The sequence below is a fragment of the Mesorhizobium sp. 113-1-2 genome (genome assembly GCF_016756475.1).
GTDB classification, from domain to species: Bacteria; Pseudomonadota; Alphaproteobacteria; order Rhizobiales; family Rhizobiaceae; genus Mesorhizobium; species Mesorhizobium loti_C.
In genome coordinates, this window is record NZ_AP023242.1 from 5,829,042 (window position 1) to 5,844,017 (window position 14,976).

Consider the following 14,976-nt stretch of genomic DNA (forward strand, 5'->3'; position numbering starts at 1 on the left):
CCTTGACGGGCTCAGTCGACAACGAGTTCAAGCATGATTGTCGACAGCGGCGGCAGAAGCATCGTCGCCGAGATGCTCTTGCCTTCCGCCCTTGCCTCGACCATGCCGCCATTGCCCATGCCGGAGCCGCCATATTCGGATGCGTCGGTGTTGATGATCTCGCGCCACTTGCCGGCCTTCGGCAGCGGCACGCGGTAATTGTCGCGCGGCACCGGCGTGAAGTTGGAGATGACGGCCACCGGACTGCCGCCCGGCGCGTTGCGCACCCAGGCGAAAACCGAATTCTGGCTGTCGTCGACGATCAGCCAGGAAAACCCTTCCGGCTCGCAGTCACGGCCGTGCAGCGCGGGGCGCGAGCGGTAGAGATAGTTGAGATCGCGCACCGTCTGCCAGACGCCGCGATGCGGGCGGAAATCGAGCAGGTTCCAGTCGAGCGCGCGCGCCTCGCTCCATTCGCGGCGCTGCGCGAATTCCTGTCCCATGAACAAGAGCTTCTTGCCGGGATAGCCCCACATGAAGCCGTAATAGGCGCGCAGCGTCGCGAATTTCTGCCAGTCGTCGCCGGCCATCTTGCCCAGCAGCGTGCCTTTGCCGTGCACCACCTCGTCATGCGAGAGCGGCAGCACGAAATTCTCCGAGAAGGCGTAGGTCAGGCCGAAGGTCAGGTCGTTGTGGTGGTGCTTGCGGAAGATCGGCTCCTTGGCAAAATACTCCAGCGTGTCGTGCATGAAGCCCATGTTCCACTTGAAGCCAAAGCCCAGCCCGCCTTCATGCACCGGTGCCGAGACCTTCGGCCACGAGGTCGATTCCTCGGCGATGGTCATGACGCCGGGATGGTGGCCGTAGACCTCCTTGTTCATTTTCTGCAGGAAAGAGACCGCCTCGAGGTTCTCGCGGCCACCCTTCTCATTGGGGATCCACTCGCCGGCCTTGCGCGAATAGTCGAGGTACAGCATCGAGGCGACCGCATCGACGCGCAAACCGTCGACATGATATTTTTCGGCCCAGAACAGCGCGTTGTTGACCAGGAACGACACCACCTCGCGGCGGCCGAAATTGTAGATCGCGGTGTTCCAGTCGGGATGAAAACCCTTGCGCGGATCGGCATGCTCATAGAGCGCGGTGCCGTCGAAATGGGCCAGGCCATGCGCGTCGACCGGAAAATGCGCCGGCACCCAGTCGAGGATGACGCCGACGCCGGCGCGATGCGCGCCATCGACGAAACGGGCAAAGCCGTCGGGATCGCCAAAGCGGGCCGACGGCGCGTAAAGCCCGGTTGTCTGATAACCCCAGGACGGGTCATAGGGATGTTCGGAGATCGGCATGAATTCGATGTGGGTGAAACCGGTCTCGACTGCATAGGGGATCAGCCGGTCGGCCAGTTCGTCCCATGACAGGAACGTGCCGTCGTCGCGAAGCTGCCAGGATCCGGCATGGACCTCGTAGATGGAGATCGCTTCGCGCCGGTGATCGGCATTGCGCCAGAAATTGCGGTGCGCCTCATCGCCCCATTCATGAGCCGGCGGCACGGCAACGACAGAAGCCGTGGCCGGACGCAGTTCGGATTTGAACGCAAACGGGTCAGCCTTCAGCGGCAGCCTGACGCCGTCGGGGCCGATGATCTCGTATTTGTAGGGCCGCCCGGCGCCGATGTCGGGGATGAATACCTCCCATATGCCGGTGTCGCGGCGGTCGCGCATCGTGTGGCGGCGGCCATCCCAGTCGTTGAAATCGCCGACCACCGAGACGCGTTTTGCATTGGGAGCCCAGACGGCGAAATGCACGCCAGTGGCGCCTTCATGCTCGATGACATGCGCGCCAAGCTTGTCGAACAGCCTGAGATGCGATCCCTCGGCGATATAGTAGTCATCCAGAGGCCCGAGCACCGGGCCGAACGAATAGGGATCGGTCAGCCACCAGTCGCCGCCGGCATTGCGCGCATGGTAGCGCAGCGGCTGCCGCTTCTTGATCGTCAACTGCCCTTCGAAGAAGCCGGCATCGTCTCGCCTCGACAATTCACCAGCCTCAATGCCCGTCAGCGTATAGGCGGTGACGGTTTCGGCATGCGGAACGAAGCAACGGGCAAACAGGCTTTTGCCGACCTCATGGACACCGAGGACCGCAAACGAATCTCCATGCGTGCCGGCGACAATCGCCGCAACATCGCTGGCTGGCGCCAGTCCGTCCGGCCCGCTTGTCGCAGCGGTCGCGCGCGGCTTCCTCATCAGGCAGTGTCCCTCCCAGGGCACCAGGTGTTTGTTTCTGATGATGCGCGTTGGCATTCAACCAGCATCACCGGGACCACATTGTTCGTGGCCTCATGCAACCACATCAGGCAGGCACGTTCCAGATTTCTTTCGCGTATTGGCGGATCGTGCGATCGGACGAGAACCAGCCGACGCGGGCGACATTGCGGATTGCCCTGGCATACCAATCCGGGCTGTTGCGCCAGACGGCGTCGACATCACGCTGGGCGGCGGCGTAGGCGTCGAAGTCGGCGGCGACCATGAACCAGTCGCTGTCGTAGAGGCCGTTGATCAGCTCGCGGTAGCGATTGGGATCATCGGGCGAGAAGACGCCGGACGAAACAGCGGCCACAGCCTGCGCCAGTTCGGACGAACCCTCGATCACGGCGCGCGGGTTGTAGCCATTGTTGCGCCGCTCGGCCACTTCAGCCGTCGTCAGGCCGAAGATGAAGATGTTGTCGTCGCCGACGCATTCCTTGATCTCGACATTGGCGCCGTCGAGCGTGCCGATGGTCAGCGCGCCGTTCAGCGCGAACTTCATGTTGCCGGTACCCGACGCTTCCATGCCCGCGGTCGAAATCTGCTCGGACAGGTCGGCGGCCGGCATCATGATTTCGGCCAGGCTGACATTGTAGTTCGGCACGAACAACACTTTCAGCAGGCCACGCACCGCCGGATCACGGTTGATGACCTTGGCGACATCGTTGGCGAGTTTGATGATCAGCTTGGCATTGTGATAGCTGGGCGCCGCCTTGCCGCCGAAGAATTTCACGCGCGGCATCCAGTCGCGTTCGGGATGCGAACGGATCTGGTCGTAAAGCGCGATCGCCTCGAGGATGTTGAGGAGCTGGCGCTTGTATTCATGGATGCGCTTGACCTGGATGTCGAACAGCGCCGAGGGATCGACCTTGATGCCGAGCCGGTCGGCGACGAGATTGGCCAGCCGCACCTTGTTCTGCCGCTTGACGCCGGCGAATTTTTCCCGGAACGCGCTGTCATCGGCAAAGCCCTCGAGCCCTTTGATGGCGTCGATGTCGTCGAGAAAGCGGTCACCGATCGCCTCACGGGCGAGCGAGGTCAGCCCAGGATTGCACTGGATCAGCCAACGCCGCGGCGTGATGCCATTGGTCTTGTTGTTGATGCGATCGGGATAGAGCTTGTGCAGGTCGGCGAACACCGTTTCCTTCATCAGTTCGGTATGCAGCGCCGAGACACCATTGATCGAGTGCGAGCCGACAAAGGCAAGGTTGCCCATGCGCACGCGGCGATCGCCATTCTCCTGGATCAGCGAGATGCGGCTGATCTGCTCGTCCGAGAACTGGTCGGTGGCGCGCGCCTCCAGAAGCACCTGCGCATTTATGGCGTATACGATCTGCATATGGCGCGGCAAAAGCCGCTCGAACAGCGGCACCGGCCAGCTTTCCAGCGCCTCCGGAAGAAGCGTGTGGTTGGTGTAGCCGAAGGTGCGCTTGGTGATGTCCCAGGCGAGATCGAAGTCCATGCCGTGGACATCCATCAAGAGCCGCATCAGCTCCGGCACGGCGATCGCCGGATGGGTGTCGTTGAGGTGGATCGCCGCCTTGTCGGGCAGCGACTTCAGGTCGCCATACTGGCTGAGATGGCGCTGCACGATGTCCTGTAGCGAGGCGGTCGAGAAGAAATACTCCTGCCGCAGCCTGAGCTCCTGCCCGGCCATATGGGAATCGGCGGGGTAAAGCACGCGCGACAGCGCGTCAGCCTTGTTGCTTTCGGCGAGCGCGCCGATGTGGTCGCCGGCATTGAACTTGTCGAGCAGGATCGGATCGACCGGCATGCCCGACCACAGCCGCAGCGTGTTGACGCGGTTGCCCCGCCAGCCGACGACAGGCGTGTCGTAGGCGACAGCCAGGACATGCTCGGTCGGCTTCCAGACGTGACGCTCGAGCCGGCCGTCCTTCGAGGTGATGGACTCCACCGAACCGCCGAAACCGACTTCGAAGGAGCGTTCGCGCCGTTCGAATTCCCAAGGGTTGCCGTGGTCGAGCCATGTCTCGGGCAGTTCGACCTGCCAGCCGCCTTGAATCTCCTGGCGGAACATGCCGTTGGCGTAGCGGATGCCGTAGCCGTGTGCCGGAATGTCGACGGTCGCCATGCTTTCCATGAAGCAGGCGGCGAGCCGGCCAAGGCCACCATTGCCGAGCGCGGCATCGGGCTCAAGCGCCGCGATGAGATCGAGGTCCACGCCGAGCGACGACAGCGCCTCGCGCATATTGGCCATCAAACCGAGATTGGAGAAGGCGTCGCGCATCAAGCGGCCGATGAGGAACTCCAGCGACAAATAGTAGACGCGCTTTTCCTGCTGGTCGTAGGCCTCTTTCGTTGCCTGCATCCAGCGATCGACGATGCGGTCGCGCACGACCTTGATCGAGGCCGTCAGCCAGTCGTACTGGGTCGCGACGGTGGTATCCTTGCCGACCCGGTATTTGAGGGCCACCAAGACTTCCCTTGCGAGCGTCTTCGGATCAGGATTTTCGAGCAGTGGAGGAAGGGTCTCGGATGTCATCGCGCGCGTCATGCTGCCTCTCGTGCGGTTGCAATGATCATACCGGCTTTCACCATTCATCCCAGCCCATGTTACTGCATTGCAACATATATTCAATCGATTTAGATGAGCATGCGCCGGCTTACCCTGCGGCAATTTGACAATCAGGCCGCGAGCGCAGCCTCCGGAGGTGCCTTCGCGCCGGTCATGAAGGCGACGGCATCGGACATCGTATATTGCTTGGGATCGATGACGCACAGGCGACGACCCAGGCGGTGGATGTGGATACGGTCGGCCACCTCGAAGACATGCGGCATGTTGTGCGAGATCAGCACGATCGGCAGGCCGCGCTTCTTGACGTCGAGGATCAGTTCGAGCACGCGGCGGCTTTCCTTGACGCCAAGGGCGGCCGTTGGTTCGTCCATGATTACCACGCGGCTGCCGAAGGCAGCGGCGCGCGCCACCGCCACGCCCTGGCGCTGGCCGCCCGACAGCGTCTCCACCGCCTGGCTGATGTTCTGGATGGTCATCAAGCCAAGTTCGGTGAGCTTGTCGCGGGCGCGCTTTTCCATCGCCGGGCGATCGAGCATGCGCAGCCACTGGCCGAGGAAGCCGGGTTTGCGGATCTCCCGGCCGAGGAACATGTTGTCGGCGATCGACAGTGCCGGCGACAAAGCGAGGTTCTGGTAAACCGTCTCGATACCGGCTTCGCGGGCCTCCATCGGCGATTTGAAGGAAACGGCTTTGCCTTCAAGCCGGATTTCACCTTCGTCGGGCACGGCCGCGCCGGAAATCGCCTTGATGAGCGACGACTTGCCGGCGCCGTTGTCGCCGATGACGGCAAGGATTTCGCCGGGATAAAGGTCGAAGTCGGCATTGTCGAGGGCGGTGACGCGACCGTAGCGCTTGACCAGGCCACGCGCGGTGAGGATGGGTTCCTGGGTCATGACTATGCCGAAACCTTTCTGATCCATTGGTCGATTGCCACGGCGCCGATGATCAGCACACCGGTGAGCAGCACTTTCCATTGCGGATCGGCGCCCAGCATGTTGAGACCCATGGAGACGACGCCGACGATCATCGCGCCGAACAGCGTGCCCAGGATAGAGCCGCGCCCGCCGAACAGAGAAATACCGCCGATCACGGTCGCGGTGATGGCCTGCAGATTGTAATCGGTGACGGCGGCGGACGGTGAGATCGAGCCGTTGCGGCCGACAGAAACCCAGGCAGCGAAAGCGGCGATCAGCCCGGCAAGGGTATAGACCGTCACCAGCACCTTCTTGGTCTGGATGCCCGACAGCTTCGCCGCCTCCTGGTCATCGCCGACGGCGTAGACATGGCGACCCCATGCGGTGTGGTTGAGCACGTACCAGAGGATCAGCACGAGCACGACCGTGGCAATGACGCCGAGCGTCAGCACCGCCGTGCCGATCTTGAAGCTCAGGGCGAACAGATGCAGCAACGGCGCCTGGGTGTCGACGTCGGTGTCGCGGATCGTCTCATTGGCCGAATAGATGAAGTTCGTGGCCATGACGATGTTCCAGGTGCCAAGCGTCACGATGAAGGGCGGCAGTTTCATATAGGCGACCAGCAACCCGTTGAGCAGCCCGCAGGCCGCACCCGCGGCAAGCCCGATCGCCACGGCGAGAATGGCCGGCATACCGTAGCTGACCGCGCAATTGCCCATGATCACGGCTGAAATCACCATAATCACGCCAATCGACAGGTCGATGCCGGCGGTCAGGATGACCAGTGTCTGCGCGGCGCCCAGAATGCCGACGATGGCGATCTGCTGCAGGATCAGCGTCAGCGTATAGGACGAAAAGAAACGTCCGCCGATGGCGATGCCGAAAATGATGATTGACAGGACCAGCACGATCAGCGGCACTGCCGCCGGCGTCGAATGCAGGAAATGCTGGATGCGCTTGACGGCCGATTTGTGCTCGTCAAAAGCGGCGACGCTGGTGTCGCTGCCCGAGAGAACCTTCTCGAATTCCTGAGCTTGAGCCATGTTTCCTCCCCGTGAGGTGTCAGCCTAGCGCCAACGCCCGTCCACGCCTTTCCGGTCTGTTGCCGGGATTGTTCGCGGTCACGCGACCCATCGTCCACCCGAAGCGGTCGGGGATCAAGCCCCAACCGCTCGAGTTCGGTAATTGCCGGTCAGACCAGCATCAGCCCCAGCACTTGGCGAGGCCTTCCTTGGTGTCGATGGACTTGACGCCGTTGGCCGGCTTGTCGGTCACCAAATTGACGCCGGTGTCGAAGAAGTTCTTGCCTTCGGTCGGCTTCGGCTTGGTTCCATCCTTGGCGAAGGCGGCGATCGCCTCGATGCCGAGCGCTGCCATCTGCAGCGGGTATTGCTGCGACGTCGCACCGATGACACCCTCTGTCACCGACTTCACGCCGGGGCAGCCGCCGTCGACGGAAACGATCAGCACCTGCTTTTCAAGACCGACGGCCTTGAGCGCCTGGTAGGCGCCGACAGCGGCCGGCTCGTTGATGGTGTGGATGACGTTGATGGTGTTGTCCTTCTGCAGAAGGTTCTCCATCGCCTTGCGGCCGCCCTCCTCATTGCCGTTGGTGACGTCGTGGCCGACGATGCGCGGATCGGTTTCGTCGCCGATCTTGTTGGGATCCTTCACGTCGATGCCATAGCCCATCATGAAGCCCTGGTCGCGCAGCACGTCGACCGTCGGCTGCGAAGGCGTCAGGTCGAGGAAGCCGATCTTGGCGTCCTTGGCCTTGTCGCCGAGCGTCGCGGCGGCCCAGGCGCCGATCAGCTTGCCGGCCTCGAGATTGTCGGTGGCGAAGGTCGCATCGGCCGCGTCGATCGGATCGAGCGGCGTGTCGAGCGCGATCACCAGCAGGCCGGCGTCACGCGCCTTCTTGACGGTCGGCACGATGCCCTTGGTATCGGATGCGGTGATCAGGATACCCTTGGCACCGTCGGCAATGCAGCTTTCGATCGCCGCCACCTGGCTCTCGCTGTCGCCGTCGATCTTGCCGGCGTAGGTCTTGAGGTCGACGCCGAGCTCCTTGGCCTTTGCGGTCGCGCCTTCCTTCATCTTGACGAAGAAGGGATTGGTGTCGGTCTTGGTGATCAGGCAAGCGCCGACACCGGCCGCGGATGCAGACGACGCAAACGCCATCAGACCCAGGGCAGCGGCGGCAAAAACGGTCGATTTCAACAGTTTTGTATTGGTCACGATCTTCCTCCCAGTGGAACCATTCCGGATGCCGGCCAATCGGCATCTACGGCGCATCCATCGAATTTCTCCCAGCGTGGACGCCGCCCCAACAGACACCAGACCGCAGGCGCTGTCAATAATTAAATCACTCTTATTTATTATTGACAGCCTTGCGCCGTTCACCCATTCTGGCCCAAAAGCATTCGGGGGAAACGACGGGAGGAACAGGGTGGAGACCGCCACTGCGAGGCACGGTTCGCCCGAAGCGAATGACAGCCTGATTCACCGCGGCACCAACCAGAGCGGCATGCGCGACCACAACGAGCGGTTGGTGCTGTCGCTGGTGCGCCAGCATGGCAGCCTGGCGAAATCCGACATCGCCCGCATGACCGGACTTTCGGCGCAGACGGTTTCGGTCATCATGCGCGAACTGGAAGAAGAAGGCCTGCTCGTCCGCCAGGCGCCGCTGCGCGGCAAGATCGGCCAGCCGTCAATTCCAATGGCGCTCAATCCGGAAGGCGCCTTCTTCATCGGCCTTAAGATCGGCCGCCGCAGCGCCGAACTGGTGCTGATCGATTTTCTTGGGCATGTGCGCTCGATGCTGCAGCACTCCTATCGCTATCCGGCTCCGCGCGAAACGGTGGAGTTCGTCACCGAAGGCATGAAAAAGATGCGCGGCGAACTGACGCCGGCGCAGGACAAGCGTATCGCCGGGCTCGGCATCGCCATGCCATTCGAACTGTGGAACTGGGCCGACACCGCCGGCGCGCCGCGCGACGTCATGGACGAGTGGCGCCACCGCGACATCAGGGCCGACATCCAGGCGCAATGCGAGTTTCCGGTCTATCTGCAAAACGATGCCACCTCGGCCTGCGGCGCCGAACTCGTGTTCGGCCAGGCGGGTGGCGCACGTGACTTCGTCTATTTCTATATCGGCGCCTTCGCTGGCGGCGGCATCGTGCTCAACGGCCGGCTGTTCGGCGGCCCGACCGGCAATGCCGGCGCGCTCGGCTCTATGCCGGTGCCCGGCCCGGACGGCAAGCCGACCCAGCTGATCGATGTGGCGTCGATCGCCATGCTGGAAAAAGCGCTCAATGCGCGCGGCGTCGAGGCCTCGCATCTGTGGACCTCGCCCGAGGATTGGGGCGACATCGGCTCCGAACTCGACGATTGGATCGCCAGCGCCTCGCAGGCGCTCGCCTATGCCATCGTCGCGGCGTCCTCGGTTATCGATTTCGAGGCGGCGGTGGTCGACGGCTGGATGCCACAGGCAGTGCGCCGCCGGCTGGTCGATGCCATTGTCGCCGCCATCGCCACAATCGACGGCGAGGGCCTGAAACTCCCCGCCGTTCGCGAAGGAACCGTCGGCATCCACGCCCGGGCGCTCGGCGGCGCCAGCCTGCCGCTTTCCGAACGCTTTCTGATCGGCTCGACGACGATTTCCAGGAGTGCCTGAATGCTGATCGGAATCCCGGCGCTCCTTGGACCGGACCTTCTGGCGACACTGCGCGCCATGGGCCATGGCGACGAGATCGCCCTTGTCGACGCAAACTATCCGGCAGAGGAGCAGGCAAGGCGCCTGGTCCGGGCCGACGGTCATCATCTCATCCCGGTGCTCGATGCGATCCTGAGCGTGCTGCCGGTCGACGACGCCGTTCCGGAAGCCCTGTTTCGCGCCTCGGTCAAAGGCAATCCCTCGATTGCCGATCCAGTCCATCACGAGATCGAGGCGGTCTGCGCCAGGCACGCACCGGGTCGCAAGGTGGTTGCACTGGCCGGCGCCGACTTCTATGCACGGGTCAAATCGGCGCATGCCATCGTCGCGACAAGCGAGCCAAGGCTTTACGCCAACATCATCATCCGCAAGGGCGTGATCTATCCGCCGGAGACCAGAAAACCATGATCCTTTGCTGCGGCGAAGCCCTGATCGACATGCTGCCGCGCACCACGACGCAAGGTGAGCCGGCTTTTGCCCCCTATGTCGGCGGCGCGGTGTTCAACACGGCGATCGCGCTTGGACGGCTCGGCGCGCCGGCCGGCTTCTTTTCCGGCCTGTCGTCTGACCTTTTCGGTGGCCAGTTCAGGGATGCGCTCGGCGCGAGCAAGGTCAGCTCTACCTATGCCCACACCTCGCCCAGGCCGACCACGCTCGCCTTCGTGCGGCTCACCAACGGTCAGGCGACCTACACATTCTATGACGAGAACACCGCCGGACGCATGCTGACGATCGATGACCTGCCGGCGCTCGGCGGCGAGATCGAAGCCATGCTGTTCGGCGCCATCAGCCTGATTTCGGAGCCCGCCGGCAGCGCCTATGAAGAGTTCATGCTGCGCGAACACGCGAGCCGCGTCATGATGCTCGACCCCAACATCCGGCCGAACTTCATCCCGGACAAGGCAAAGCACCTCAAGCGCATTCGCGCCATGATGGCGATGGCCGACATCGTGAAACTGTCGGACGAAGACCTGAACTGGTTCGGCGAAGCCGGCTCGCATGAGGATGTCGTGCGAAACTGGCTTGAGCGCGGGCCGAAGCTGATCGTCGTCACGCATGGCAGTGAAGGCGCTGTCGGTTACACCAAGGACCATGCCGTCACCGTGATGCCGGAAAAGGTCGAGGTGGTCGACACCGTCGGCGCCGGCGACACGTTCAACGCCGGCATCCTCGCCTCGCTGCATGAACAGGGCCTGCTGACCAAGGCGGCCATCGGCACCCTTACGCAAGACGCCATCCGCAAGGCCTTGGCGCTCGGCGCAAAGGCGGCGGCGGTGACCGTGTCGCGCGCTGGCGCCAATCCGCCGTGGCGGCACGAAATCGCCTGATCTGGCCGTCAGTGGGCTGCAAGCCGCGCCAAAGGCTGATCACTTTATGTTTCCGCGAGCCGGAAAGACGCGATAAACTTGCCAGTCTATGCCTGGCGAAGCCCGGATTTCCGGCATCTTTGGCGCTACCGGGGAAGGCCTGAAGTAACAGGCTGCGACACCTGGGCAACCTGCGCTGCAGCCGGGCCGGCTTTCTCGACCGGCCCAAGTCTGGTACCAGCGGGCCAGTTAAGTTGTTGTTTCTGTACGTATCGCAAACCCCGGTTCGGGCGAGAACGTACTCCACCGTTTAGAGGCCGATATGCAGTTCATCGATCTTGGCGCACAGCGCGAACGTATCCGCGACCGGCTGAAGGCCGCGATCGACCATGTCGTCGAAGACGGTCGCTACATCCTGGGGCCCCAGGTGGCGGAGTTCGAGAAGAAGCTCGCCGCCTATGTCGGCACCAAGCATGTCGTGGCCTGCGCCAACGGCACCGATGCGCTGCTGCTGCCGCTGTTTGCCGCCGGCATCGGCCCGGGCGACGCCGTGTTCGTGCCGAGCTTCACCTTCGCCGCCACCGCCGAAGTGGTGGCGCTGGCCAAGGCGGAACCCGTCTTCGTCGATGTCGATCCGGTGACCTACAATATCGACATCGCCAGCCTCGAAGCGGCCATCGCCATGATCAAGAAGGAAGGAAGGCTGAAGCCGAAGGCGATCATCCCGGTCGACCTGTTCGGCCTTGCAGCCGATTACGATGCGATCATGGCGATCGCCAACCGCGAAGGACTGCTGGTGATCGAGGACGCCGCCCAGTCGATGGGCGGGTCGCTCGACGGTAAGATGTGCGGCGCCTTCGGCCATGTCGGCTCGACCAGCTTCTATCCGGCCAAGCCGCTTGGCTGCTATGGCGACGGCGGCGCGATGTTCACCAACGACGACGAGATGGCCGACAAGCTGCGTTCCTTCGCCTTCCACGGCAAGGGCGAGACGCAATATGACAACGTCCGCGTCGGCATCAATTCGCGGCTCGACACGCTGCAGGCGGCGATCCTCATCGAAAAGCTCGCCATTCTCGAAGACGAGATGGCCGCACGCCAGGTGGTGGCAAACCGCTATGCCGAAGGGCTTGGCGATGTCGTGGCTGCCGCCCGCAACCTCGACGGCAGCCGTTCGGCCTGGGCGCAATACGCTATCGAGACGCCCAAGCGCGACGGCCTGAAGGCGCATCTGGGCGAAAAGGGCATTCCGTCCGTCATCTACTACGTCAAGCCGCTGCACGCCCAGGTCGCCTATCGCGACTATCCGCGCACCCCGACAGGCCTTGCTGTCTCGGAGGACCTGCCGAAGCGCATCCTGTGCCTGCCGATGCACCCCTATCTCAGCGAGGCCGACCAAGACCGGATCATCGAGACGATCCGCAACTATATCGGCTCGAACTCGGCGCAGGCCGCGGCCGAGTAGTCGGCAGCCGATCTCAGACGGGGTTCGCCCCTGCCCTGCCGGTGGCGATGAAATGCGGGTTGGCGAAATCCTCGTCGTCGGCCTGGTCTCGTTTACCGTAGGCCAAGAGCTTGCCGTCCAGCGTGCGTGTCGTGCCGCCCGCCGCGCGCAGCACCGCGTCGCCCGCCGCGGTGTCCCATTCCATGGTGCGTCCGAAGCGCGGATAGACATCCGCCTCGGCGCTGGCGAGAAGACAGAATTTCAAGGACGAACCGACCGAGACGATCTCGGCGGCACCGAGGTCGCGAATATAGGCTTCGGTTTCCGGCGTGTTGTGGGAGCGGCTGGCGACCACGGCCAGCGGCGCTGCTGCCGTTCTCACCGAAATCGGCCGGCGGCCGACGATCTGGTAATCGCCATCGATCTCCAGGGATTCCGCCCTGTCCGGCCGTCCCGAAAAGAAGCGGCCAGTGCAAGGTGCGAAGACGACGCCGACTTCCGGCACACCATGGCGCACGAGCGCGATGTTGACGGTGAAGTCGGTGCGGCGATTGACGAATTCCTTGGTGCCGTCGAGCGGGTCGATGAGGAAGAAGGCCTCGCCAAGATCGGTCGGCATGATTCCGGCCGCCGCTTCCTCCTCTGCCACGCAAGGAATGTCGGGAAATGCGGCGCGCAGGCCGGCGAGGATGATCTTCTCGCTCTCGCGATCCGCCTCAGTTACCGGCGAGGCGTCCGATTTGCGGTCGACCGCACAGCCGGCGTCGAACACGCGCATGACCTCGCGTCCGGCCGCCAGCGCCAGCCGCTCGAAGACGTCCAGCATCGACCTGTCGTCAGATACCGCCGCCGCTGTCATATTGGTCTTCGGCAATGTCACGCTCGTTCAGCCAGTGTTCCAGGGCATCTACCATCTCTTCCGCCGATCTGCCGAGCGTCTTCAGATGGATTTCCGGTTTTTCCGGCGCTTCGTATGGGGAATCGACACCGGTGAAGTTCTTGATCTCGCCGTTCAGCGCGCGGGCATAGAGGCCTTTCGGATCACGCCTGGCACACTCCTCGAAGGGCGTGTCGACAAAGACCTCGATGAACTCGCCGTCGGCCATTAATTCCCTGGCCATCCGCCGTTCGGCGCTGAACGGCGAAATGAACGAAACAATGACGATCAACCCGGCATCGGCCATCAGCTTGGCCACTTCGGCCACCCGGCGGATGTTCTCGACGCGGTCGGCGTCGGTGAAGCCGAGATCGCGGTTCAGACCGTGACGGACATTGTCGCCATCCAGGATATAGGTGTGCCGGCCGGTGGCGAACAGCTTCTTCTCGAACAGGTTGGCGATGGTCGACTTGCCGGAGCCCGAAAGCCCGGTGAACCAGAACACGGCGGGCCGCTGGTTCTTTATGTCGGCGCGCACACGCTTGCCGACATCGAGCGATTGCCAATGGATGTTCTCGGCACGGCGCAGCGAGTGCACTATCATGCCGGCGCCGACGGTGGCGTTCGAGATGCGATCGATCAGGATGAAGGCGCCGGTGGTGCGGTTCTCGGCGAAGGGATCGAAAGCGATCGGCGCCCGCGTCGAGATGTTGCAGATGCCGACTTCATTCATTTCAAGTGACTTGGCCGCCTCATGGGCGAAGTCATTGACGTTGATGCGGTATTTCAGATCGGTTACGGTGGCGCTGGTCTGGTCGGTTTCGGTGCGCAGGATGTAGGAACGGCCCGGCAGCAACGCATGCTCGTCAAACCAGACGATGTTGGCGGCGAACTGATCGGCCACCTGTGGCCGAGCAGCTGGCGATACCAGCATGTTGCCTCTGGAGACCTCGACCTCGTCGTCGAGGACGAGTGTGATGGCCTGGCCAGCCACCGCCTGTTTGAGATCGCCGCCATAAGCGACAATGCGTTTGACATGCGAGGACTTGCCGGATTTGGCGACGACGACCTCGTCGCCTTGCGCGATGGCGCCGGACGCGATCGTGCCGGCAAAACCACGGAAGTCGAGATTGGGGCGGTTGACGTACTGCACCGGAAAACGGAACGGCTGTTCGACGGCAGCCTCTTCGACCGAAACGGTCTCGAGGTGCTCGATCAGCGTCGGACCGGAATACCATTGCATGTTCTGCGACCGGCTGCTGACATTGTCACCATAGCGGGCCGACATCGGGATCGGCACGATGGTCTGGAAGCCGAGATCACGCGAGAATTGGCCATAGTCTTCGACGATCCGGTCGAAAACCGCCTGGTCGAAATCGACGAGATCGATCTTGTTGACGGCCAGCACGATGTGATGGATGCCGAGCAGCGAGGCTATGATCGAATGGCGCCTTGTCTGGCGCAACACCCCCTGCCTTGCATCGATCAGCACGATCGCCAGATCGGCTGTCGAGGCACCTGTCGCCATGTTGCGGGTGTACTGCTCGTGGCCGGGCGTGTCGGCGACGATGAACTTGCGCTTGGGCGTCGCAAAGAAGCGGTAGGCGACGTCGATGGTGATGCCTTGCTCGCGCTCGGCCTCGAGGCCGTCGACCAGCAGCGCGAAATCAATGTCGTCACCGGTGGTGCCATGCTTGCGCGAATCGCGTTCGAGCGCGGCAAGCTGGTCTTCGAAGATCTGCTTGGTGTCGGACAGCAGACGCCCGATGAGCGTCGACTTGCCGTCATCGACGGAACCGCAGGTCAGGAAGCGCAGCAGCGACTTCTTCTCCTGCGCCGCCAGATAGTCGCGGACGCCATCGGTGGGGGCGAGGCTTTTTGCCATGATGTGACGCATG

11 protein-coding genes are annotated in these 14,976 nt (G+C 62.9%); 4 read left to right on the plus strand and 7 right to left on the minus strand.

The genetic code is table 11. The features are described from left to right. Positions 1–11: 11 nt before the first annotated feature. The 5 genes from glgB to JN279_RS28525 form a co-directional block, all read right to left on the minus strand. Complete coding sequence (gene glgB, locus JN279_RS28505) at positions 12–2,225, minus strand: 1,4-alpha-glucan branching protein GlgB (RefSeq protein WP_096459007.1); 2,214 nt, start codon at positions 2,223–2,225, stop codon at positions 12–14. A gap of 106 nt (positions 2,226–2,331) precedes the next feature. Further along, the gene (locus tag JN279_RS28510) at positions 2,332–4,800 is read right to left on the minus strand and encodes a glycogen/starch/alpha-glucan phosphorylase (RefSeq protein WP_202350829.1); all 2,469 of its coding nucleotides are present in this window, start codon (positions 4,798–4,800) and stop codon (positions 2,332–2,334) included. Between the two features lie 131 nt (positions 4,801–4,931). After that, positions 4,932–5,714 (minus strand): ATP-binding cassette domain-containing protein, encoded by a 783-nt coding sequence (locus JN279_RS28515; RefSeq protein ID WP_183457606.1) that lies wholly within the window; start codon positions 5,712–5,714, stop codon positions 4,932–4,934. Positions 5,715–5,716: 2 nt separating this feature from the next. Continuing rightward, the gene (locus JN279_RS28520) at positions 5,717–6,778 is read right to left on the minus strand and encodes an ABC transporter permease (protein WP_096456122.1); all 1,062 of its coding nucleotides are present in this window, start codon (positions 6,776–6,778) and stop codon (positions 5,717–5,719) included. A 160-nt stretch (positions 6,779–6,938) separates the two neighbouring features. Next, positions 6,939–7,916 (minus strand): sugar ABC transporter substrate-binding protein, encoded by a 978-nt coding sequence (locus tag JN279_RS28525; protein WP_167448946.1) that lies wholly within the window; start codon positions 7,914–7,916, stop codon positions 6,939–6,941. 268 nt (positions 7,917–8,184) lie between these two features. Between JN279_RS28525 and JN279_RS28530 the strand changes: the two genes are divergently transcribed. The 4 genes from JN279_RS28530 (at position 8,185) to JN279_RS28545 (ending at position 12,222) form a co-directional block, all read left to right on the plus strand. Then, positions 8,185–9,411 carry an ROK family transcriptional regulator gene (locus JN279_RS28530; protein ID WP_096456120.1) on the plus strand — a complete coding sequence of 409 codons (1,227 nt, stop codon included), beginning with the start codon at positions 8,185–8,187 and terminating at the stop codon, positions 9,409–9,411. Next, positions 9,412–9,858 (plus strand): RbsD/FucU family protein, encoded by a 447-nt coding sequence (locus JN279_RS28535; protein ID WP_096456118.1) that lies wholly within the window; start codon positions 9,412–9,414, stop codon positions 9,856–9,858. It begins immediately after the preceding gene. Next, positions 9,855–10,778, plus strand: coding sequence for a carbohydrate kinase family protein (locus tag JN279_RS28540; protein ID WP_096456116.1), 924 nt, complete (start codon positions 9,855–9,857; stop codon positions 10,776–10,778). The genes JN279_RS28535 and JN279_RS28540 overlap by 4 nt, the downstream gene beginning before the upstream one ends. A gap of 301 nt (positions 10,779–11,079) precedes the next feature. After that, a complete protein-coding gene (locus JN279_RS28545) occupies positions 11,080–12,222 on the plus strand; it encodes a DegT/DnrJ/EryC1/StrS family aminotransferase (RefSeq protein WP_096456114.1) in 1,143 nt (380 codons plus the stop codon). 13 nt (positions 12,223–12,235) lie between these two features. Here the strand turns inward: JN279_RS28545 and cysQ are convergent, their stop codons facing one another. Together cysQ and cysN are read right to left on the minus strand one after the other, a co-directional pair. Further along, positions 12,236–13,027: a 3'(2'),5'-bisphosphate nucleotidase CysQ gene (cysQ, locus tag JN279_RS28550; RefSeq protein ID WP_202353812.1), complete on the minus strand. Its 792-nt coding sequence runs from the start codon at positions 13,025–13,027 to the stop codon at positions 12,236–12,238. Between the two features lie 10 nt (positions 13,028–13,037). Next, positions 13,038–14,975 (minus strand): sulfate adenylyltransferase subunit CysN, encoded by a 1,938-nt coding sequence (gene cysN / locus JN279_RS28555; protein WP_202350830.1) that lies wholly within the window; start codon positions 14,973–14,975, stop codon positions 13,038–13,040. Between the last annotated feature and the right edge of the window lies 1 nt (position 14,976).

What these genes read in the sequence shown, in the direction of transcription:
- glgB (WP_096459007.1), bottom strand. Translation starts at nt 2,225, where the DNA reads ATGAGGAAGCCGCGCGCGACCGCTGCGACAAGCGGGCCGGACGGACTG.
- JN279_RS28510 (WP_202350829.1), bottom strand. Translation starts at nt 4,800, where the DNA reads ATGACGCGCGCGATGACATCCGAGACCCTTCCTCCACTGCTCGAAAAT.
- JN279_RS28515 (WP_183457606.1), bottom strand. Translation starts at nt 5,714, where the DNA reads ATGACCCAGGAACCCATCCTCACCGCGCGTGGCCTGGTCAAGCGCTAC.
- JN279_RS28520 (WP_096456122.1), bottom strand. Translation starts at nt 6,778, where the DNA reads ATGGCTCAAGCTCAGGAATTCGAGAAGGTTCTCTCGGGCAGCGACACC.
- JN279_RS28525 (WP_167448946.1), bottom strand. Translation starts at nt 7,916, where the DNA reads ATGGCGTTTGCGTCGTCTGCATCCGCGGCCGGTGTCGGCGCTTGCCTG.
- JN279_RS28535 (WP_096456118.1), top strand. Translation starts at nt 9,412, where the DNA reads ATGCTGATCGGAATCCCGGCGCTCCTTGGACCGGACCTTCTGGCGACA.
- JN279_RS28540 (WP_096456116.1), top strand. Translation starts at nt 9,855, where the DNA reads ATGATCCTTTGCTGCGGCGAAGCCCTGATCGACATGCTGCCGCGCACC.
- JN279_RS28545 (WP_096456114.1), top strand. Translation starts at nt 11,080, where the DNA reads ATGCAGTTCATCGATCTTGGCGCACAGCGCGAACGTATCCGCGACCGG.
- cysQ (WP_202353812.1), bottom strand. Translation starts at nt 13,027, where the DNA reads ATGCTGGACGTCTTCGAGCGGCTGGCGCTGGCGGCCGGACGCGAGGTC.
- cysN (WP_202350830.1), bottom strand. Translation starts at nt 14,975, where the DNA reads ATGCGTCACATCATGGCAAAAAGCCTCGCCCCCACCGATGGCGTCCGC.